We start from the raw sequence: 23,390 nt of genomic DNA on the forward strand, positions 1-23,390 counted from the left end.
TTGTTCTGGTACCAGACATATATTCTGAATCAACTAATCGCAAATCCGTTATATCTTCCGCTGTCAAAGTATCCTGCTCCAGCTGTTCTCCTAACATCTGCTGTGCTTCTTCCAAATCTGCCAGTCTTTGTGCTTCCTGTCGTTCTTCGTACTTTTCCATTTCTTCCGGTGACAAATAATCATCTGTGCGGATTAACTGGCGGACACGTTCTGCAACCTTGTTCCACTTTAATAAAACTTCTACCTCTGGACTGCCAATTTTCCCTTTTGCAAGTTTTAATCCTTTTGCATCATGGGATGCGTCGGAAGCATCTGCTCCTGGTATTCCGGGTGAGGAACCACCTGTTCCATACTCATTTTTCAGGAACTCAGCTGCATCTTTCATATCATGATGTTCCATGAAATACTCATAGATTCGGTTACGTCCTCCTGCAGTAATGCCGCCTCTTCTTAACACTGCGTCAATTTCATCCTGTGTGATAAAGGATAGTGCCGGACGTTCGACCGTAAATTTCTGGTCTACCCAGGAACGCTCCCTCTGAAGATCCTGAAAGCGTTGGAAATATTCCGGATTATGCTGAATCTCCCAGCGGTGATAATCTCCCGGATTCTCATCCATATATTTCTGCAGCCATTCAAAACGATAGACAATCGCATCTGCTTCCTCTTGATCTGTCCATGCTCCACTCACTACATCCTGCCAGTCTGAATATGATTGTTTCTTTTCCCAGTTTCTGCAAGTATCCCGAAAATGAAGTGCAAGAAGATTGGTCATTTCTTCCTGCTCCTGTTCAATGGCATTATTGGAAATCAAATTATCCACGTAATTTCCATCCTCATACATATCCCGAATTCTGTTCGCTGCTTCTTCCCACGTAACCATGCGGTCAAAGTTTCTTCTGGCAGAGTCCCCTCGCCGGATACGGATACCATCATTGTCATACCAGATACTGATTTTCTGACCATCTATGGTAAATCCTTTGCCACCAGTTCCATATTCATCTTTCAAGAAGCTTTGCATTTCTTCATTATCCAGACCTTCAATCAGTCTTGCTGTAATATGAAACAGTGTATTTTTCTGTCCGCTTCCCGTGCGGAGAATATCATTTACCACTTCATCGGAAATAAGAAAAGCGGCTGGCTGTTCCAATGCAGCTGCCGCTTTCCTTATTTCTCCTAACTGTTCCTCTTCTGTTGGGAACAGGCTTAACTGTAAATAATCTCCTGAATCACCAGCTCCTCTGCCTGTGCCTTGATCTGGTTCATGTGTCTGGTCCATGCCATCCCGTCTGCCATTTTGTCCGGTGCCGGATCTTTCTCCAGAAGTTCGTTCATCAGGTTGTCTACTCTCTGCCTTGCCTGACTGTCGATCTCCATCAGGTGACTGTCCAGACGGTTCTGCAGTGTCAGAATGTTGAACCTGGCTACCTTGTGGTTTCTCAGATACTCTTTCCTCATCATTCCGTACTTCCCGATGGTTCCTCTCGTCTCTTCCAGGCTGATATCTGGAATCTGATACTCTCCGTTCTGGCTGTAACTGATCTCTCTCATAGTCTGTTTCCTCCTTTTTTTCTTCTCTATCTTCTGTGTTATCTGTATTGCTTTCACGAATTAACGTGTTGAATTCATTATAAGCTACTTCTTTTTCTTTTGCAACCGTTTTCAGGTCATTTTCCAGATCATTCAGAACATATCGTCCAATCTGCATCAGGACTGGTCTGCTGATCTCGTTGACTGCACTTCCCAGATGTCCTAATACTTTCAGCTGATTGAAGTCCGTAATATGCCGAAAATCCTCTGCATCCAGATATTCCTGTGCATCCAGCCCACATCGGTTTAGTAATACATACCAGACACTATTGGTCATCAGTTCCCGGAATTCTACTTCCTGATTCTGTTCGTCCAGTTCTTCCAAAAATGTCCCTGTTACATCCAGTCTCAGTTCTTCCAATGTATCTGGAAGCCATTCCTGCATACTCTCCTTCGCTGCCTGATGCAGACTTTCAGCAAGTCCTCCTTCTATATCTTCCAGTGATAACTGCTCCTGCAGATAATCTGCCACCAGCTGTTCTCCTTCCACCGGAAGATTCCATAACTGAGGATCCTTTCCAAGATTCCGCACTTTATAAGTGTCCTGCACATCAAATACATAACGAAGTTTTGTTTTCGATCCGGAAGTATTGTCAATCAAGGCAATCCCCTTAGATCCCTTTTTGATCCAGCGGTACATCTTCTGATTCCAGATTTCCATGGATGCTACGGCAGTTGCTTCCGGCCGCTGTGCATAAATTAAAAGCTGTTCTGGAAAAGTGTATTTGTACAGTCTGGATGCCGTGTTTAGGAACCGCATCCATTCCTGCGGACTGGCAGCTACATCTTTTGCCACCTCTTCCGTCAGCTGTTCCATTGCATATAATTTATTTGCCATGTGCTACTCCTTTTCATAAAATAAGGGACTGCTTGGCACAGTCCCCTTAAAATCATCATTGTTACTCTTTATAATGCTGTGGCAAGATCTTTTGACTTATTCTTTGGCACTTTGTCTGACTCTTTTTCCTTGATTTCTGCCTTAGCTTTCTCCAATCTTCCATGGATTCCACCTTTTACTTCCGCTTTTTCAGCTGCTTTTTCTTTCTCCAGACGTGCTTCCCTGCGCTCAGCATTTTCCATTACTGCTGTCTTTTTATCACAGAACTGAACCTTATCAGAAAGCTGTTCCTGTCTTTCCACCTGTGTCTCATTGACTTCCTGTACCATCGCATTTAATTCTGGAACCTGAAAAATTCCGTTATCAGGGAGAATCAACACTTCATGAACGGAAGATGGGATGACAAAGTAATCACTTCCCAAACATTCCCCAATCTGTTTACGAATATCTTCCTGCAGTAACAGGGAAGCCCCATTCATCTTAGATTCATTGGTAAGGCAGAACATTGGATTCTCCACAGTTTCCATATCCAGTTTTTCATTCAAAAGATTCTTTGGTGTTCCTCCAAAAATCATGGATTCGACAATCTGTGTCATATCCACCAGTTGCACACCTCTGTTCTTATCTGCCATCATCGCATCTGCCTGAATCTGTTCGACAGATACTCCCCATTCATTCATCAGAGAAACAGTTACTGGAATACTGCTGATTCCCTCTCCATTTTCCTCCAGGTTTACTGCATAATAAGCTGCAAAATCTCCGTGTTCTGTGACTACTTTATCTGCAAGACGATCGGTATTCCATTCCTTATCACAAATTCTTACCTGTAACTTATTTTTCATCTTTTCATAATCCAGAATATCCGGAACTCCCATATCAAAAAATTCTGCTTTTCCCTGTGCCTCAATACGCATATCAGCTACATCCCCAACACAAGAATCTACATCTTTCCCATTGATATATTCCTGGTAGAGGGAATCCAGATAGACCGTCGGTACGATTCTCTGATCTCCGTTTGGAATCGTAATACCTGTCAGCTTCAAACCGTTGTTTTTTTCTACTTCCTGAAGTTTAATTTCTGCGTCCCTGTAAGACTCTGGCAGATACTCCTTTACATTGTCTTTGACATATTCATAAAATTCTTTTCTGTTCATCATACGCTTTTACCCCTTTCTGATCATGTGATGGTTCATTCTTTTTCTGCTGACCATCTGCTCAGCTTTCTTCTGATAAGCCATCATTCTCTTTAAAGTTTTCTCCTGGTTTTTTCGTGCTTCCTGTCTTTTTTCCATTGCTTTCATCATAGTTTTCTGTTCCTTTCTGTGATTTTGTGTATGAAAAAGGGAGCCTCACATAGAAGCTCCCAATCATAACCGTTGGTTTCCTTATTTGTTTTTCCTTTTTCTGCTGATATAAAGTCCTGCCATACCTCCTGTGGAGATTATTAGAAGCAGGATCGGCAGCCAGATATTTGTGCTGTCACCTGTTTTTGGTGCGTTTGATACCTTCGTCTCTTCATGGGACTGTGGTGTATCCGGTGTGTTCGGTGTTTCTGGAACTTCCGGCTTCTCATTTGTCAGATTAAAGGTAACTTCTACAACCGGTGTACTGTCATCTGCATAAGCAAATGTCACTTCATGCTTGGTTTGATCCAGTGTGTATCCATCCAGTGTCTTTGTTTCCACCAGATAATACTTGATCGCTGTATCATATTTGCCGTTCTTAAATGTGGCAATCTCATACAGCTTACTTTCTGCATGACCGGCAGCATCTGTCTTTAAAGTTTCCAGAACTTTTCCTTTGCTGTCACGGAGTTCAAATTCTACCCCTTTCAGTGGTTCTCCTGACGATTTATCTGTCTTATTGAGAATCACTTTTCCCTTGGCAGTATCATCTTTCATAGCCACTTTCTGGATTTCTCCGGTATCTTTCACCTCAAATGTCACATCGGCTGTCAGAAGATATCCTTTCGGTGCCTGCTCTTCACGTAAGGTGTATTTACCGATTGGCAGTTTTTCAATATAGTGTGCTTCCTCTGTGGAAATCCAGCTCTCTACTACCTGATCATCCTTATCGAGAATTGTCAGTTTCGCACCCGGAATCTCAGTTTCTCCTGTGATATCCGTCTTACTGATCTGCACTTTTGTCACATCATCTTTCATCTCATGCTTCTGAACCTCTGCTGTATTCTCTACTGTGAAAGTAATACTTTCTGCAGTGACATATCCATCTGCCGGTTTTGTCTCTGTCATGGTGTATTCCTTACCAACAACCAGTTCTTTGATCACATGGGATTCTTCCGTAGAAGTCCATTCATCTACTGTATTGCCATCTGAATCCGTTACTTTCAGGTGTGCACCTGGAAGTTCTTTGCCTGTTGTCAGGTCTGTTTTGGTCAGCTCTACTGTGGTTGGCTGATTTTCAAAAGTAAAGTCGTAGCTTACTTCTGCCTGGTCTTCTCCAGCATATTCAAAGGTAAATTCCTGTACTTCATCTGTTGTAACAAATCCGTCCGGTGCAAAGATCTCTTTCACATAGTATTTTCCGTCTACCGGAAGATCTGCCGTAAAAGTGATCTGTCCTTTTTCATCCGTTACCCGCTGCTCAATCAGACTGTCTTTCTCAAGAAGTACCTCGCCCTTTGCATTTTTGATATTTTCACTGGTATAAAGACCGAAGACACCACCTGCAAGGACACGTTCTGTATCCTTTTCTTTCTTCAGAACCGTAATCTTTACTTTCTGACGGGTATTCTGCCATTTCTCATCATAAGTGATGACTGGTGTGTCCTGATCACGGTAAGAAAGATCAACATATCTCGGCTCTTTGTCCAGCACATAACCATGGGCTGTTTTTACTTCCTTCACATAGTATTTTCCAGCCGGGAGATCTCCCATCTGTGCAATACCATTGGAATCTGTAGTAATGGTTCCCACTTTTTCATCTGCTTTGAAATAATCTTCACTGACACCATCTGCCGCTTTGATATCTTCCGCAGCAAATACATCGAACGTCACATCTGTAAGGCTTCCGGTTACATACTCAAAAAGATGCTCCACGGTACCTTTTACATGATCCAAAAGTGTTACCTTATCCAAAAACTCTCCATTTTTGTTGATGATCAGAAGTCCTGTCGGTACTTCATCTTTCATCTCTACTTTCTGAATCTCGGCGGTATCTTCCAGAGTGAACTTCACATCCGTTGCTTTCAGATATCCATAAGGTGCCATTTCCTCACGAAGAGTGTATTCCTCTCCAACTGTCAGGCGTTTGATCACATGTGGCTGATCTTTTACAGACGTCCACTGATCCACAACATTTCCTTCTTTATCAAGAACGGTGAGTTTTGCCCCATCCAGCTCCACACCTGTTGTTACATCAGATTTCGTGATTTCTACTGTTGTCGGCTGGTTCTTTTTCACAGTTTTCAGTTTTACTGTCTTCACATCCTGTCCCTGGTAAGAAGCATCCAGATTCAGAACTTCATCAGAGGATACAAATCCCGCCGGTGCCTTTAACTCCTTCACATAATACTGTCCAAGTGGCAGATCCAGCGTACATGCCGCAAGACCATCATTATCAGAAGTCATTTCCTGTAAGAGTGTGTCTGCTTTCACGATTGCTTTTCCATCTGCCTTGATATCCGCTTTGTTATAGATACCAAAGACAGCTCCTGCTACGGTTGCACCATTTTCTGCATCCTGTTTTTCTACCTGGATTGCAACTTTCTGTCGGTCATCGCCAACAGTCACTTCCTGTTCGATCACAGGTGTATCCTGATTGGCATAGACAAATGCGACTTCTGATCTGTCATGGTTCAGTACGAATCCTTCCGGTGCAGTCTTTTCTACCACATAGTAAGAACCAAGCGGCAGATTCTCTGCAACTGCTTTTCCGTCTTCTCCAGTCGTTACCGTTGTTACCAGTGCATCTTTTGCATAGATCAGCTGTCTGTTTCCGTTTTCATCTTTCTGATAATCCGGTGTATAGATATTTTCAGCTGCATAGACATTAAATTCCGCACCCTTAAGGTATCTTTCTTCATAAACAAAATCCTTTTTGAATCCGGTCAGCATTTCACCTTTTTTATAGATCGTCAGCTTTCCTTTTACCGGATGGTTCTCGTAATCTACCGTAATAATGGCATCTCCGCTCTCAGAATCCATCTGGTATGCTGTGTTTGCATCCACCGCAATCTCTACATAGTTCTTGTTGATTGTGTACCCTTCCGGTGCGTTGACTTCCTCAATGCGGTAATGTCCGATCTTCAGATTCTTCGGCATGATCAGATATCCCTGGCTGTCCGTAAAATAGGACTTATGGGTTGTTGTCACTGGGTAAGTTGTTACCTGTTCCACATACTTCTTGTTGTCCAGGTCGTACACTTTAAATTCTGTTCCTGCAATCAGGACGGATTTCTTTGTTTCATCGTCTTTTTTCACGATTTTCAGTTTTGCCTTAAACTCTTCATCCAGAAGCACTCGCCAGATCTGTGGCTCATTTGGATGATGCTCTGTGATATTCACTTCAAAATCATCGACTGGCTTGTAGTTGTGCGGTGTTGTTGTCTCACGCACGATATAGCTTCCAAATGGTAATGGAATACTGCAGGCATACCCTTTTTCATCTGTGAAAATCTCAGTTGCTCCTTTTTCTCCACTCACTACTGGTTTTGCAGAATCAAAATCATAACTGCCATCTGCTTTCTTTGTAAGGGAAGATTTCAGATAAACTGTAAATCCAGCTCCGGATAACAGATCTGCATCTGTCTTTCCATTGTTGGCTGCTTTAATAATCTGGAATGGCTGCTTGATGACCTGCTCACTGGAAGTGCACTCTCTTTTCACTTCTGCTGTCATATCTCCTTCATAACTGCACGTAAGATCATGCTCTTCTGTATCTGCCAGGTATCCGGTCGGAGGTGTAATCTCTTTGATATAATATTTGCCAAGATACAAGCCATTTACAGAAGCCTGTCCTTTGTCATCTGTTGTAAGAGATGCTATCTGTTCTCCTGCTTTATAAATAGTTCCGGTTGCTCCGTCCGGATGCACAATATCTTCACGGGCATACAGACCATAAACTGCACCTTTCAGTGTGGCATCTCCCTGCGGTACTGCTTTTCCTGTTTCTTTATCAACTTTGAATAAATTGATCTTTGCTGTCACACGGTCATTACTGAAGGTATGGGCAAAAGATACGGTTGCTTCTTTATCATTGGTGTAAGAAAACTTGAACGTATACACATCTTCTGTATTTCTTACATAGCCTTCCGGTGCCTGATCTTCTTTTACAAAATAGGAATATCCAATCGGAAGATCCGCTGTGAATTTTGCATTCCCATCTGCTCCAGTAGTTGCTTTCTCAATCAGTGTTCTTTTTTTCACAACAACGGTTCCGTCTGCATTTCTAATATCATCGGATGCATACAGAGCAAAAATACCGCCATTCAGTGGTTTCTTGGTGTCTTTATCCTGTTTTACTACGGAAACATCTGCTTTCTGTCTCTCGTTGTTAAAAGTCACATCTGCAAATACAACTTCTTTATTCTGTCCGGCATAGGTCAGAGTCACTGGCTTTTCTTCGCTGCCGTTATAGAAATTGTCCGGTGCTTTTGCTTCTTTTACCACATAGGTTCCAAGATGCAGGTTTTTCAGTGTGACAGAACCATTCTCACCTGTTGTCAGATTTTCTTTTACCAAGTCACCTTTGCTGTACACTTTTGTGCCATAAGCAGTTACGATATCCGCTCCGGCATACACGTTATATACTGCATTTTTCTGTCTGCGGTTCTCATACTGGAATACGGTTCCACTCTCACTGACTTCTGCACCGATAAGAACCTGACCTTCTTTGTAAATGGTAAGCTCTGCCAGCTGCTCCTTGTTTTCCACGGTCACAGCCGAGGTCTTACTTGCTACCAGTTTCACATTTGTTGCCGTTGCATTTACTACATATCCCTGTGGCGCTGTGATCTCTTTCAGATAAACGGTATCCTGTGTCTTGATGATCGTAACAGAGGATTTTCCATTCTTATCTGTTGCCGGCATCTGAGTGATCAGCTTTGTACATGCCTCATCGCTGTATACACCGAATACTGCACCTGCAAGATTGACATCCGCTGTATCGTCTTTCTTTACGATTTCGATCGTAGCCTGTTCAATCCAAGACACTTTGAAATCAATATATTTTTCATCTGTCACACCTTCACCAAATACCAACGCAAGATCCTGCGTGTCAGATCCGGTGGTGATTTTATAAGCAGAGTAATCTTTTGTAATACTTCCCTTCATTGTAGAAGACCAGCTCTGTGCCACGTCACTCACCTGTGTCAGTGGTGCAGAAAGATAAAACTTTGTTCCTCCGCAAATTTCTACACTTGCACCAGCTTTACTTGTTGTGCCTGTGCTTAGATTATGAAGTTTCACACCAGACGGAAGCTTCATCGTAATTGTCTGTAGCTTATCTGCTTTGAATGTAATATCTTTGGTTCTCTGTGAATTGCCATCCACATAAGCTTTTACATCTCCATCAGAAAATGACATTGCTACATCCGGTATTTCTGGCTGTGAAACACAATAATTATACAATTTCATTGCTAAATTCTTGGCTGTACTATTCGCTCCGGAAAAAGCGTCGCCACTTCCATTAGCATAAGAAGCCGCCAGATGAACAAGAATGAATTTTGCTCCAGCACTAAGATTTCCATAACCATTCTCTTCTGTAAAGAATCCTTCATCTCCTGCTGCCTTGGTTCCGTAATAACATACCTTAGCTAATGTTTTTCCATCTCCGACTTTACTAATCGTGTAATTACCTGTTCCTGGTCCCGGTTTTGATGGCTGTACACAGTAAGCAGTCGCAGATACATTTCCAAACTGAACCGTATACTGATAGGTAAGATAAGAACCATAACCATAATCCGCATAACGATACAGAGTTCCTCTTGTAACAGATACTTTCTGTACACTTCTTGCACTTGTCTTTGCCATAAAAGTGACTGTTTCACCAGCTTCCATGGCGTATAAATCAATTCCTTCCTCTTCCGCCTGCTCCATTGCATCCGATACTGTAAGACCTGTTTCCGAATCCGTTGTATTTTCAGTATCTTCTTCCATATCCGGTAATAGTTCGCTTGCCTGAGAATCAAATTCTTCTATCTCGCTTTCCGTCACTTCCTCTGTTGGAAGCAATTCCGAGTCTGCTTCTGAATTCTCCGTTTCCTCTGTCTGCTGTTCACTGCCAGCTGTTTCTGATTCGGTTACTGCTTCACTCCCTGCAGTTTCTGTCTGCACTTCTGTTTCTTTCTCACGCACAATCAGCTTTCGGCTGATCTGGTACTTCGGATGCTCCTGATTTACCGGTTCCACATAATAGACCGCTTTGTAAGTGTCCGCATGATCTGTCGTAAAATCCTCATTCTTATCATTCTTTGCTTCCTCAAATGTGACTTTAACCTTGTTATCATCCTTGATTTCCAGTCCGGTATAATCTGATTTCACATTAAATACACTGCCTGTTTCGATTTCATAATCTTTGGCAGTCACCACCTCATCTTCATCCAGAAGGTCTTTCACTTCCTCATAAAGTGGAGGTTTCTCCTCTGGCTGGATCTCCGCTGCATATGCCGTCATCGGAGATAGCACTGTACTAAGCATTGTCATGCCTGCCAGCAAGCCAGATACTACTTTTCTAAAATTACCTTTTTTCTTCATGCTAAGGTCCTCTCTTTCATATATTTGTATTAAAACAGACAGTCCTTAGACTGCCTGCAATACACTACTTATCGTTGTGGAAAAATCAGATTGAACTGTACATTTCCCTCTCCGGGATCAACCATCTCCACAGTTGCTTCGTACTGTCTCCCTGTTTTTCTTGATACCAGATCCTTATAATGGATTTTTCCTTTAGACAGGAACTTCTTTGCTGCCGTCTTATCCATCTTTTTTCCCTGACTCGCAAGGAATTTATCATTCTTCCATAAGGTAAAAGTACAGTTCCGGTCAGAACAGTAAAAGTTTACTTTCCCTTCCTGGACATCTGCTCCACATCGGGGACATTTGCCAATGACTTCTCCTTTTGCCTTTCCCTGAAACTGATTTTTCTTTTCTTCTGAAATTCCCTGATACCTGGCAACCAGTTCCTGCATCAGTTCTGTAATCCCATTTAGGAATTCATCTGCTGTCTCTGTATTCTGGGCAATGTGATTCAATGCCATTTCCCACTCTGCGGTCATCTTCGGAGATTTAATCTCATCTGGCAGAACTGTAATCAATACATTACCATCATCTGTCGGCACCAGATTTTTCTTTTCCCTTTTCACAAAACCAGACTGAATCAGTTTTTCAATGATTGCTGCCCTTGTTGCCGGAGTACCAAGTCCTTTCTTTTCTGTATCTTCGGTCAGTTCTTCATTCCCTGCACGTTCCATCGCAGAAAGCAGGGTATCTTCTGTGTACTGTTTCGGTGGCTGTGTGAAATGCTCCGATACCAAAGAATCACAGGGACCGTAATGCTTGCCTGCCCAGATATCCAGCTCCGGCTCTTCTTTCTCAATCTTTACGCCAAAGAACTGTTTCAATTTATTTTCGATCGCCTTGAATCCTTCCTGCTTTGTTTTCTTTGCTGTGAGATAAAACGTATGATAATTGCAGGTGATCTGGCATTTATGGCTTTCATAAATATAAGGATCTGCAGTTGCTGTCAGAACCCTGGCACTGATCAGATACAAAATCTTGCGGTTTCGTTCTTTCAGTTCACCAATATCTGCTTTGGCTACTTCCATGGTTGGGATAATCGCATGGTGATCGGATACTTTCTTTGAATTTAATACCTTACTCACGTCTGGGTGATATTCCAGACCTTCAGCATAAGGCATTTTCCCAAGTAACATCTGAATCAGTGTTTCAGTGCTTTCTCCCATCTCATCTGTCAGATACTGGCTGTCTGTTCTCGGATAAGTGACCAGCTTCTGCTCATACATCTCCTGCACGGCATCCAATGTCTGCTGTGCGGTATAACCAAACATTCTGTTTGCTTCCCTCTGCAGAGTGGTCAAATCATAGAGCTTCGGAGGACGGACCGTTTTTTCTTTCACATCATCCTTTTCCACTTCGCACATACGCTCCATACAGTCCGCAGCCACTCTATCTGCATCTTCTTTTTTCTGAAAATGCTCTGTGACCGCATCCATCTCGTCAAACTTGATATGAGCCATATAATATTTTTCTTTGGTAAATTCCTTGATCTTCTGATTTCGATCCACGATCATGGCAAGTGTTGGTGTCTGTACTCTTCCAACTTTCAGATTCTGGTTATACAGAACGGAAAAAAGACGGCTCGCATTGATTCCCACCAGCCAGTCTGCCTTTGCCCTGCAAAGTGCTGACTGATAGAGACTGTCATAACACGAACCGTCTTTTAATGACGCAAATCCATCTTTAATTGCCTGTTCCTCCATGGAAGAGATCCAGAGCCGCTTCATCGGCTTTTTGCATCCTGCCTGCTCATACACCAGACGGAAGATTAGTTCTCCTTCCCGCCCGGCATCTGTAGCACAGATTACTTCATCTACTTTGGAATCTCGCATCAGTTTTTTCAAGATTCCAAACTGCTTTTTCGTGCCTTCCAATACCCTGTGTTTCCAACATTCCGGCACAATCGGCAGATCTTCATATCTCCATTTTTTATATTTTTCATCGTATTCTGATGCATCACATAATCCAACCAGATGTCCTACGCACCAGGAAACGAGATAACCGTTTCCTTCCACGTAGCCATCTTTTCTTGTTCTGGCTCCAATCACGGAAGCCAGTGCCATCGCAACCGATGGCTTTTCTGCAATCACTAACTTCATTTACTCCTGCTCCTCTTCTTCATCTTCCAGCACAGCATCATCAAAATCCTCGTCTCTCAGGATTTCTGGTTCTATACTTTCTTCCTGCTCATCTGCATCGTCTACTTCCCGCTTTTCAGATTCTGAATCTTCGGATTCATCTTCATCCTCTTCCATCTCATCCTCGTCATCATATTCATGCTTTGGTTTATAGACTTTGAAGTAATATCCTCCTGCCGCAGCTCCTACTGCAACCAGTGCAATCAGAAGATACGTTCCAAATGGACTTTTATCTTCTGGCATCTGGATTTCATCCTCTACCTTATCTTTCTCAGCTGTCTCAGTTGTTTCCGGCTTTTCTTCTTCAGCCTGTTTCTCTGGTTCTGCATAAACAGTATCTACTTCCGGAAGTGTCACGGAATCAGAAAGTGTGAAGTTCATCAGATCTTTCTCGCTGACTTCTGTAAGGAAATACACATTATCCTGAGATTTTGAATTGTCGATGATCAGATAAAAAATCTTACCACTCTTAGTTGAAATGGTATAAAACTCTTTTGTGCCTTCCGTAGCTGTTTTAGTAACAGAATCTGCTGTCTCGCCTTCTTTATTAAGCTGTTCCTCAATACCTGTCACTGTCCGATCATCCACAGTTCCTTTTGCATCTGTTGGCTCAGAAGCTTGTGCATCCTGCGGAAGCGGAGAAGTCGTTGTTTTTTCAGTTCCCGTTGCATCTGCACTGGTCGTAGTTGCCATTGCACCATTGCTGTCACTGGAGGTTTTCTGTTTCTCTGCCTGCTTCTTTGCCCATTCATAATAAGGATTCTGCAACACATACTTTTCAGAAGTATTTCCGGCACCGTCTGTTACCGTAATCTCAATCTGTTTTGTAGTAAAATCTTTCTGTGTCAGTTGCACTCTCAGCATTCCATCCTTCAGATCTGTATAAGTGGTGCCATTAACTGTTACTGCAGTAATCCCGGATACTGTATCATTCCCCTGAATCGTCAGCACACCATCTGTCAGGGAAGCAGAGAGTGTCGGCTTTTCCGTGTCATAACACTTAATAGAACGATTCTGCTCATACACCTTTCCATCACCATCTGTCACACGCACATACACTGTCTGATTTCCTGTGATCGTGATACTTCCGCTTCCAGTTACATCCTGCCAGCTTCCATCTTTTCCTGCTTTTGCTTCAATCTTTGCTATTGAGAAACCTTCCGGCATATGGCTGGCATCTACCGTAACAGCAATGGTTGTTTCTCCCTGTTTCCAGCCATCCGGTTTCTCAATCGTGATTGCAGGCGTGGTATTCTCAGCTGCATAAGCAGTCTGTGTCTGGAGCAAAGGTGTTGTCAGGCAAAGAAATGTCGTTGCTGCAAGCAGACTCTTTTTTACCCTGCTTTTAGTATTTGTTCTCTTCTTCTGTTTCATTTTTTCCAGATTCATCATCGGCTTTTATTTCCTCCTTCTGTATTTCTACCCTGCCGGGCAACTCATTTTTCATTTTCTTTTTAAAAGCTTCCAATTCCGGAATACTCATATCCATTGCACGGATAATTCTTACAATTTCCAGATTTTCTGCTTCTGTTTTTGCAATCTCCGCAGCCTTGAACCGCTTTAAATCTGCTTCATATCTGGCTTTAGATGCTTCCATTTTTTCCTTGGCTTTCTCATAATCTGCCGTTGCTTTTTCAAGACTTTTCATCTCTTCTCCTTTCCGGGCGGCTGTTATACCGCCCTTTTCCTTACCATCGCCCGAATCCATAGAAATGGCTCTGCCAGTATGGAGAGTTGATGGACGTGTACTGAACCGGATGCCCACAATGGATCATCTGACCATTGCCCACATAGATTCCAATATGCGTTACTGGTTCTCCTGCATCGTAGGTTCCGGTAAAGAAGATCAGATCTCCTGGCTGTGCTTCTGACTGGGATACTGGCGTACAAATGTTGTACAGTCCCTGTGCAGTCAGCCTTCCCGTATTTCTTACCCCGGAATGAACCAGACAGTAGCTGACAAATCCGGAACAATCGAATCCACTTGGGGAATATCCGCCCCACACATACGGTGTTCCAAGATATTTTGCAGCCTCTTCCAGTAAACGTTGCGCTGCTTCACTGGTATATTCATTACCACCAAAGCCTGTCCCTTCTCCTGTTTCCAGATAAAAGATCGGGTTTAACCGCTCTCCATTTTTCAAAAGTTCAATGTGAAGATGGCTTCCTGTAGAATTTCCGGTATTTCCTACAAGACCGATCTCATCACCTTTCGTGACGGATGCACCTGCAGATACACTCCGGCTGCTTAAATGTGCATACCGCAGTTCATAGCCTTTACTGTCCTTGATTACAACATAATTGCCATAGCTGTCGTTATAAGCAGAAGTTGTAACCGTTCCGGTCAGCCCTGCCATTACTTTTGTCCCTTCCGGTGCTCCGATATCCATACCATTGTGTAACTGATTTGCTCCTGATATTGGATGAATCCGATATCCATAATAGCTGGTCACACTGGAATACCAGTTAAAATCAACCGGTGTTGCAAACATCTGCAGGTTGCCTTTGGTATCGTTGTAGGCACTGAACAGTTCTTTCTGGAAAAATCCCAACCTGTCCTGACAGATTGACATCAGGTTTCCACTGGTCAATGTTACATTCAGCGTGTCCACATCTCTGATTCTGGTCACTTCGACTTCATTGCTTCCGTTATCATCTGCAAGATAACATTCCCAGGTCTGATGTCCATGTGCAGATGCTGCCGCATGACTGTCATAATAGACATCAAATTGTACACCGTATCTTGCGAAAGCTCCGGTATCTTCTACGGTATATTCGACACCATTCATAACTACCTTTGTTCCCATTGGAACAAACGGATTGGAAGCATCTACCGCTAAGGTATGATTGGCAGTTGGATATGCTCCACTGGCAGTCGGTCCTCCGCTCCAAATACCACAACAGATTGGACAGTTACAATATCCACTGGTCACAACCTGTCCCAAAGATTCTCCAACTCTTACTGTTGCTGTCTCCGTTACAGTCTCATTGACTGCTTCAGTAGTTAAATGATATTGCTCTGCAAACAAGGCGTCCAGCTCCGGCTTGACCTGTTCAAAAGTAAATTCTTCATACTTTGCAGACAGATAACTAATCAGGATAAACGGATCATGCTCAATAGGTCCGATGTTATATCGGTATTCCTCATGTCCTGGTTCTTCAGATTCCATATTGTTGATCCGCTCCTGCAGATTAGCTTCCAGCTGTGTGTAATACAGTTCCGCTTCCCGGATTGCCTGATCCGATGACAGATAACTGGTTCCGGTGTAAGTGATCACATTTTGTAAAAACACTGCAGAGCATGACGTGACATTCGTTATGATCAGAAACATCAATCCGATCAGAACTGCTACACTGATATACACCTTCCGGTTTTCTTTAAAAAAGTTGGTGACTTTGCCGCCAATCTTCTTGATATAATCAATCGTACCTTTTGTAGCTGTTCCTACTGTCTGTTCACTTCGCTTCGCTTTGGCATAATCCCGTTTGATCTGTTGCTTCTGAATCTGTTTTTTCAGTTTCTTCTGTTCCTGACGGGCTGCCGCCTGTGTCTGTTTCTCTTCCTGTCTTTCAAGTCTGCTTCTTTTTCTGAATGCCCTCTGTTTCCTGCGTCTGGCACTTCTCTGTTCCAGCCGGTAAACACCTTCGCCGCTTTCTTCTAACTTATGGGCACCTTCTACCGCCGCATTATCGTCTTCATTTTTGCTGATCTCACGGTGCAATGCTGCGGAAGCTGCACTTCCTGCTTTCTTGACAACAGAAGTTTTTTCTGTTTTCACAGATTCCCCTTCGCCAAACTTCAAGCGGGATTTCTTCTTTCCAGGAGCTTCTCCATCATTTGCCTGATAGACCTGTGCCTTCTTGGAATGCTGCTTTGCTTCCTTCTTCTTTTTTGCTTCCTCATAAGAAAACTTTTTGGCTTTTTCCTTCTGTTTCTGATGTCGGAAATTGACTCCATCCGTATCCATCTGGTTCAATTTCTCCATATCTTTATCATTTTTCACAGAAGCACCAGTTTCCTCATAAGCAAACTTCAAACGCTGTTTTTGTTTTGGCTTTTTGCTACCACCGGTCTGATTTCTCCGGCTGTCTCCTCTGTTTTCTGATAGATCCGCACGTTTTTCTTTCAGTCTCCCTGACTGTCCGGCTTCGGATTTTTCTGCAAGTCTGGATTCTTTTCCGACTTCAGCACGGATTCTTTTTCTATTTTGCTGTTTTCTACTCTGTCCAAGATCCTCACTTTGCTTCTCTGCCCGTATCAGTTCCGGTGCATCTCTGGATTTTTGCACAGAGGGACGAATATTTTTCCCACTCCGTTCAGACTGGCGGGAAGACTTATCCACAAGGCTTACTTCTTTTTCCCCCTGTTTTCCTCCCATCTGCACATCACTGGCACGGTTACTGACACGAACAGAAGATTTATCCGTCAGGTTTTCTTCCACCAGACCATCCTTGGTCATTTTCTGGACTTTCTTATCCCTGACTTTCATTCTCTGTTCTGCCACTGATTACTCCTCCTTCTTCGGATACCCTTTCCCTGCCTGTAATAAACAGAGAATAGCGATGCCAAATACAGCACCGCCACAAAATGTCAATCCATATGAAATTACCTGTAACATTGTTTTACTCCTCCTGTATTACCCTGCTTCGGCTGTTTCCTCCGGGCGGGTTGTCATAATCTTATAAAGGGAATTCTTCGGGAATCTGTCTACAAACGGAATAATCACATTTCCATAGAACAGAAGTCCTTCACCCTCATTACTGTTGGTTACATAAGACAGCTGGGTTGGTGAAATATTCAACTGTTTAGCCAGAATCTGCCTGTCACCGGATGCCTGGTTGAGCATATAGATAAAATCAGAGTTTTCAAAAATATTCTCGATTTCCCTGGAAGCTAAAAGATCCTTAATGTTCTGGGTAATTCCTGTCGGAATACCGCCCCATTTACGGAATCGCTTCCAGATTTCCACGCTGTAGGCTGCTGTCTGTTCTTCTTTTAAGAGAAGATGGAATTCATCCACATAGTAACGGGTGGATTTATGAGCGGAACGGTTCATTGTTACCCTGTTCCAGACCTGATCCTGAATGACAAGCATCCCAATCTTTTTCAACTGCTTACCAAGTTCCTTGATATCAAAGCAGACAATGCGGTTATTGATGTCCACGTTTGTCTGATGGTTAAACACATTCAAAGAACCTGTAACATAGATTTCCAACGAAGTGGCCAGTCGCTGTGCTTCTGGCTCTTCCTGTTTTCTCAGAAGGTTATATAAATCCTCCAAGATTGGCATCTTCTCCGGTACTGGATCGGCAAGATATTCCTGATATACTAACCGCACACAACGGTCAATGATGGTCTTTTCTACCGGCTCCAGTCCATTCTTTCCTCCAACAATCAGCTCACACAAAGACAGAATAAAATCTGCTTTCAATGACAGTGGATTATCTTCCTCGGAATAGTTCAGGTTCAGATCCATTGGATTGATATACTGGTCAGATACTGGCGAAACCCGAACTACCTGCCCATGCAGTGCCTGCACAAGTGCCGAATATTCGGCTTCTGGATCACAGATAATGATATCGTCTTCCGTGATCAAAAAGCAGTTTGTAATTTCCCTCTTTGCTGAGAAAGACTTACCGGAACCTGGTGTACCAAGAATCAGTCCATTCGGGTTCTTCAAACGTTTCCGATCAACCATGATCATGTTGTTGGATAATGCATTCAATCCATAATAAAGAGCTTCCCCTTCCTGAAACAGTTCCTGTGTCGTAAATGGCACGAAGATCGCTGTTGAAGATGTGGTAAGCCCTCTCTGAATTTCAATCCGATTGACTCCCAGTGGAATACAGGACATGAGTGCTGCTTCCTGCTGATAATCCAGTTGTTTTAAAGAACAGTTATATTTCTGTGCAATTCCCTGCACCTGGAAAATATTGTTATCCAGTTTCTGACGCTTCCTTGCGGTATTCATCACCAGAACCGTTACAAGAAACATTCGTTCATTTCTGGACTGCAGATCTTCCAACAGGTTCTTCGCCTCTTCTCCATAAGTCACAAGGTCCGATGGAAGCACGTCCATATCATAACCGGAACGTACTGCCCGCTTCTGCTCTTCAATCTTCATCTTATCCAGATCTGAAATCTTGCTCTTGATCATCTTGATCGCAGAACTCTGGTCAATGGACTGGATATGAATGTTAACATTGATGCTGTCATCCACATCCAAGAAATCTGCAAGCATCCGGTCTGTAAGCTCCGGTGCCAGAATCTGCAGATAACTCACACTTCCCATCGTTCTTCCCATCAAAAATGTCTGATTCTTGGAAAAGTTAAAGGAAGTCGGTGCAATAAAATCTTTGGTCTTTAATCCTGTTTCTGGAAGCATCTTATACTGGAACTTAAATGGTTCAATCCGATCCTGGTTGAACACATGATACAGAATCTCCAGCCTTTCCAGACCATTCAGGGAATGCGCCTGTGCTCCCAAAACCTTAAAGTTATTTAAGATATCTGTTTCGATTCTTTCAAGCCTTGGTCTTGCCACCTTCAGGTTTTCTGCTTCGATTCCAAAAGTGATATACTTTGTCTTTACCAGACCATTATTTCCTTTGGAAAGCTGATTTTTCAGCATAGTACGGTACTCTTCACGAATGGCATTGAAGTCATCGTTCTGATCCGGAATATCAATACTTTTTTCAAATTCTGCCACATCCACCTGCTGATTGATAAAGGACAGCTGCACACTGATGGAAGAATCAAAGTAATTTAAGAAATCACAGTAATTTTCAAATATCGTGGTCTTATCCTCATTTAGAGCAAGCTGATAGTTGATGTCATAAAACTGAATCGTCTTGGAGAAAAAGGTCTTTGTCACCTGGCAGATACCATCCTGCAGCATCCGAATATACGGAATACTCTGCTGTGCAGTTGTAGGAATGTTTTTCTGTTTCCTACGATCCCGTTCCTGCTTCTTTCTACGCTTTTCCTGTTCTCTTTCTTTTCTGCTTTTTTTGTTTCTTCTTTCCTGACGGTTTCTTTTTTCCGCCAGGGACAGACGCTCCTGCTGAGCCTCCTGCTTTGTCTTTTTTGCCATCCGGCACACCCTCCTTTTTCACAAGGGTGGAAATCTCCTGATAAAAATTTTCTGTCTTATATGGTCTTACTGCCGGACAGATAAACTTCTGTCGAATGATATTTGCCACCACTTTTTCAAAGGGAAGACCGTCTTTTTCATACATTGCCATGAAGAAAAACGGAAGCATGATCGTTACCATCAGGATGGCTGCGATACTGGAACCGATTGGTTTTCTCATGACCAGATAAAACGGAATTCCCACAACTGCGGCAAGTGAAAAGAAAATCAGCTGCCGCTTTGTCAGATTTAACGCTACTTTTGTTTTGACCTTGGTAAGGTCTTTTGGTACTGGTACATACGCCATGGTATGCGCTCCTTTCCTGCCCGTTAGTGGGCATTAAATATTGATTTGCTAAGGCTTCCGGTCTTGAATAATGAAAATGCAAGAATCACGGTATAAGCCGCTACTGAAAACATTGCTGCATGAAGGTCACTGGATATGGTCATTGCATTTACTAAAACTGCATAAATTCCCACACAGACCATCATGAAGAATCCCTGAAATGCCAGTGCGAACAAGCCTTTTAAATAGTTGTTTCCGATATTGCCCCATTCCTTATTGGTCATGGTGGCAAACGGAATTGGTGCTATGGAAGTATAAAGGTAAATTTCTATCATTCTTCCGAACAAGATTACCGTAATGATAATTGACAGAATGTGCATGGTAACACTGATCAACATCGTTTCCATGGATAGCAGGAACAAATCCCCTAACTCCATATCCTCCAGGGCATCCACAATCCGTGTAATTGCTTCTGTTGCATCCACCGCAGTGTTTCCTGATATCACCCCTGCGGCATTGTTGACCACATGCTGGCCAACATCAAAGACCGCCATCGTGATATTGAACGTATTTGTCACCAGATAAATGGCTACATACGCTTTGAAGATCCAGAGGAAAATGTTATAAGTCTCAAATTCATGGAAATTGTTTTTCTGTGTTACCATCGTGATCAATTCATAGCACAGGACAAAGGTGATGATCAGTCCCGCAATGGGGACAATCACCGTTTGGGATATATTCTGAATCAGATTAAAAATCCCTGCATTCCATCCCTGCGGTGTCTGTCCCACCTGCCCGGCTATGGTTCCCACCTGCTCATTGACAGACGTGAACATGTTATCCAAACTTGACTTGATAAGCCCGATCAGGATATCCTTTATCGCTTCCGTAATTCTCTCAATGATGGTGTTCATCTACCACTCCTCTTAAGAGAACAATGTTGCCAGCTGTGGAATCAGGGTAGTTCCCAGCAGCATGATTCCGGCACCGGCCATCAGCTGTTTGATGCCCTGGCTCTTAGCACCGGGATTGTCATTTCCATATCCTTCCAGAAGGTTTACGACACCCCACACGCCAAGACCTGCGCCGATTGCGACTACAAGAGTTTTTAAAGTTGTAATTGCACTGCTAAAAAATGCCATATACATTCACCAAAACTGACTTTTTTCAGGTGTTTACGGGAATGAAAAAAACACCGACTAAAAAGCCGGCGCACCTAATGTCAGTTATTCCTTTCCTCATTATTTTTCGTTCATTCCCATGGTTACTCCGACAGCTCCACCTGAATTACCTCCACCTCTTCTTCGGGTTTCGGTGTGTACTGCGGATTTAACTCTTTTTCTACTTTGTATCGGTTTTTCTCATTTTCATCTGCAAGAAACCGATAATTTTTGTGTTTCGTGATATCATATTTGTCTGAGAAAAATGGTCTGGCACCACGAATCTGCAGGATACATTTTCCTCCATCCATGACTGCAATCTCATCTTCTGTCATCAGCTGTTTGCCTGTTTTCTGGTAATTCAATCCAAAGGACTTCTGATTGCTCCTCGTTTCCGAAGTGTTATACAGATCAATGGTTTCCTTACCCAGAAGTTCGCTCATTTCCTTTAAGGTAGTTTTCTCTTTTCCACCAAGAAATAGTGTAGTATCACAGTTACCCAGAATGGTATCTGCACTATCCTTATACATTGCCTTTAGCTGACTCTGTGACTGCAAAATAATAGAAGCAGAGATTTCCCTGCTTCGGATGGTTGCGATTAGCTTGTCAAACTGAGGAATCTGTCCGATGTTGGCAAACTCATCAGCGATGACACGCACATGCACCGGAAGTCTTCCACCATATACATCATCTGCCTTATCACAAAGCAAATTGAAAAGCTGTGACTGCAGCATCGCAATCACAAAGTTGAAGGTTGTATCTGTATCAGACATAATCAGAAACAAGGCTGTTTTCCTGTCACCGATCTTATCCAGTTCCATTTCATCATAAGACATGATCCCACGAAGCTCTGCGATGTCAAATGGGGCAAGTCTGGCTCCACAGGAAATCAAAATCGATTTTGCAGTTTTGCCGGCGGCCATTTTGTATTTTTTATACTGTCTGACCGCAAAGTGCTGCGGATCTCTTTCTTCCAGTTCCTGGAACATCATATCCACTGGATTCTGGTAAGTTTCATCCTCTTCACGGGTTTCGCTTTCATTCAAAAGATCCAAAAGGGTATTCAGATTTTTTTCCTCTTCATCACCTTCATACCAGATAAAAGCAATCAGTGCTGTGTAGAGCAATTTCTCTGCTTTCACCCAAAAATCTTCGGAAGCTTTTTCCCCTTCACCTTTGGTATTAACAATGATTGTCGTTACCAGCTTCAGGATATCCTTTTCAGACCGTATATAAGCAAATGGATTGTAATGAAGGGACTTGGAAAAATTGATGGTATTCAGAACCTTAATCACATATGGCTCATGTACCACTTTTCCAGATTTATCTTTCATAATATTTCCATTCTTATCTTTCTTAGGTGGTCCCTTTGCTAACATCTTCCCGCACTCTTCAATCAAAGTGCCTTTCGGATCTGTAATGACCATGGAACAGTTCATCTGCATGACCGATGGTTTTACGAAAAAACGTGTCTTACCGGAACCACTGCCGCCGATGACCACTATATTTTTATTTCTTGCATACTTCGGCTGCTTCGGTCTGCTCTCCATGGTCAGTGCTTCTGTTGCTGTCAATGGAATGTTCATCCATGGATCTTCCGACATATAAGGCTTGATATCCTCTGCGGTTCCCCATCTGGCTGAACCATACTCGATGCCTTTCCTTAATTTCTTTGCGTCTGCCTGTTTCTGCCAGACCAACACTTTCAGAACAACTGCAACAACAATACCTGCTAGCAGATCTTTCCAGTTATTGCTTAACACAAAACCAGCAAAAATCCGGTCTGCGTGTTCCATTGCATATAAAAGTTTGTTCCCCATATCTTCTCCCGGACTGTTCCGGTAAAGAAAAAATGCCCGGTCTGCATAGAAAGCAGCCAGAGCATAAGGGATATTTGTAAGAACCAGCTTCTTTTTATCCAGGGCGGACAGCTTACCCCCGATTTTATTCTTCCACTTCTGCATCAGAGTTTTGCCGCTTTTCTTTTTCATCGACTCTGCTCCTGATGCCGGTTCTTTACTTTGTCCTTCGTCTTCTTTGGCATCATTGCCCGGTAAGCTGCAAGACGCTTATGAATGGAAGGCTTATTCGCTTTTTGAATCTGTTTCTGGGAAAACTCACGAAAAGCAGCATTTAGGGCATCCTGATCACGTCCCTTGAAGAATACCAGATAAACTGGAGGATCTTTGCTCTTGTCTTTTTTCAGAGCATAATTGATCCCGTATTTTCTGGCATACCGTTCAAAAGACTTGATATTTTTGTCCGTGATCTCGATATTGACCATCCCAGCATTCTGTTTTGCCAGCTCTTTTACCGTGACCTTTCCCTGTTTCGGCTGATTTTTCTGTGCTTTCTTCTCTACTGATTTCTGCTTCTGATGACGCAGATACGCAACAAGAACCTTTTTCAACAGGTCTGCTGTAATCTTAGTAGCCCGAATACAGAACGTGACCGTTTTCTGAGTTACCTCTTCCTGCATGACTTTTCC

15 protein-coding genes and 1 pseudogene are annotated in these 23,390 nt (G+C 42.9%); all 16 read right to left on the reverse strand.

All coding sequences use genetic code 11. The features are described 5' to 3' along the window. Nucleotides 1-1,279: pseudogene (locus LI112_RS18690) on the reverse strand (adenine methyltransferase); the annotation flags it as partial. After that, nucleotides 1,207-1,551, reverse strand: coding sequence for a TnpV protein (locus LI112_RS18695; protein WP_082426300.1), 345 nt, complete (start codon nt 1,549-1,551; stop codon nt 1,207-1,209). The pseudogene LI112_RS18690 and the gene LI112_RS18695, both read right to left, overlap by 73 nt. A 945-nt stretch (nt 1,552-2,496) precedes the next feature. Continuing rightward, nucleotides 2,497-3,585 carry a DUF5688 family protein gene (locus tag LI112_RS10090; RefSeq protein WP_227190663.1) on the reverse strand — a complete coding sequence of 363 codons (1,089 nt, stop codon included), beginning with the start codon at nt 3,583-3,585 and terminating at the stop codon, nt 2,497-2,499. Nucleotides 3,586-3,591: 6 nt separating this feature from the next. After that, entirely contained in the window at nt 3,592-3,732 is a 141-nt protein-coding gene (locus LI112_RS10095) for a hypothetical protein (RefSeq protein ID WP_005344203.1), read from the reverse strand. A gap of 81 nt (nt 3,733-3,813) precedes the next feature. Next, nucleotides 3,814-10,143, reverse strand: coding sequence for a SpaA isopeptide-forming pilin-related protein (locus LI112_RS10100; protein ID WP_227190664.1), 6,330 nt, complete (start codon nt 10,141-10,143; stop codon nt 3,814-3,816). 68 nt (nt 10,144-10,211) lie between these two features. After that, a complete protein-coding gene (locus LI112_RS10105; protein WP_012744292.1) occupies nt 10,212-12,284 on the reverse strand; it encodes a DNA topoisomerase 3 in 2,073 nt (690 codons plus the stop codon). Then, complete coding sequence (locus LI112_RS10110) at nt 12,285-13,715, reverse strand: CD1107 family mobile element protein (RefSeq protein WP_023922641.1); 1,431 nt, start codon at nt 13,713-13,715, stop codon at nt 12,285-12,287. Further along, nucleotides 13,669-13,971 (reverse strand): DUF4315 family protein, encoded by a 303-nt coding sequence (locus LI112_RS10115; RefSeq protein ID WP_023922642.1) that lies wholly within the window; start codon nt 13,969-13,971, stop codon nt 13,669-13,671. Before LI112_RS10115 ends, LI112_RS10110 begins: the two co-directional genes overlap by 47 nt. A gap of 40 nt (nt 13,972-14,011) precedes the next feature. Then, complete coding sequence (locus tag LI112_RS10120) at nt 14,012-16,813, reverse strand: CD1108 family mobile element protein (protein WP_044905510.1); 2,802 nt, start codon at nt 16,811-16,813, stop codon at nt 14,012-14,014. Between the two features lie 18 nt (nt 16,814-16,831). Then, complete coding sequence (locus LI112_RS10125; RefSeq protein ID WP_118342920.1) at nt 16,832-16,942, reverse strand: DUF3789 domain-containing protein; 111 nt, start codon at nt 16,940-16,942, stop codon at nt 16,832-16,834. An 18-nt stretch (nt 16,943-16,960) separates the two neighbouring features. Then, the gene (locus LI112_RS10130; protein ID WP_227190665.1) at nt 16,961-19,417 is read right to left on the reverse strand and encodes a VirB4-like conjugal transfer ATPase, CD1110 family; all 2,457 of its coding nucleotides are present in this window, start codon (nt 19,415-19,417) and stop codon (nt 16,961-16,963) included. After that, nucleotides 19,299-19,763, reverse strand: coding sequence for a PrgI family protein (locus LI112_RS10135; RefSeq protein ID WP_005344185.1), 465 nt, complete (start codon nt 19,761-19,763; stop codon nt 19,299-19,301). The genes LI112_RS10130 and LI112_RS10135 overlap by 119 nt, the downstream gene beginning before the upstream one ends. A 23-nt stretch (nt 19,764-19,786) precedes the next feature. Continuing rightward, complete coding sequence (locus LI112_RS10140) at nt 19,787-20,656, reverse strand: VirB6/TrbL-like conjugal transfer protein, CD1112 family (protein WP_054337277.1); 870 nt, start codon at nt 20,654-20,656, stop codon at nt 19,787-19,789. A 12-nt stretch (nt 20,657-20,668) separates the two neighbouring features. Then, a complete protein-coding gene (locus LI112_RS10145) occupies nt 20,669-20,884 on the reverse strand; it encodes a Maff2 family mobile element protein (protein ID WP_017144663.1) in 216 nt (71 codons plus the stop codon). Nucleotides 20,885-21,006: 122 nt separating this feature from the next. Further along, a complete protein-coding gene (locus LI112_RS10150) occupies nt 21,007-22,866 on the reverse strand; it encodes a VirD4-like conjugal transfer protein, CD1115 family (protein ID WP_330589382.1) in 1,860 nt (619 codons plus the stop codon). Nucleotides 22,867-22,889: 23 nt separating this feature from the next. After that, complete coding sequence (locus LI112_RS10155) at nt 22,890-23,381, reverse strand: PcfB family protein (protein WP_008371518.1); 492 nt, start codon at nt 23,379-23,381, stop codon at nt 22,890-22,892. Between the last annotated feature and the right edge of the window lie 9 nt (nt 23,382-23,390).

It is taken from the genome of Blautia sp. 210820-DFI.6.14 (assembly GCF_020558815.1).
In the GTDB taxonomy this organism is placed as follows: Bacteria; Bacillota; Clostridia; order Lachnospirales; family Lachnospiraceae; genus Blautia_A; species Blautia_A obeum.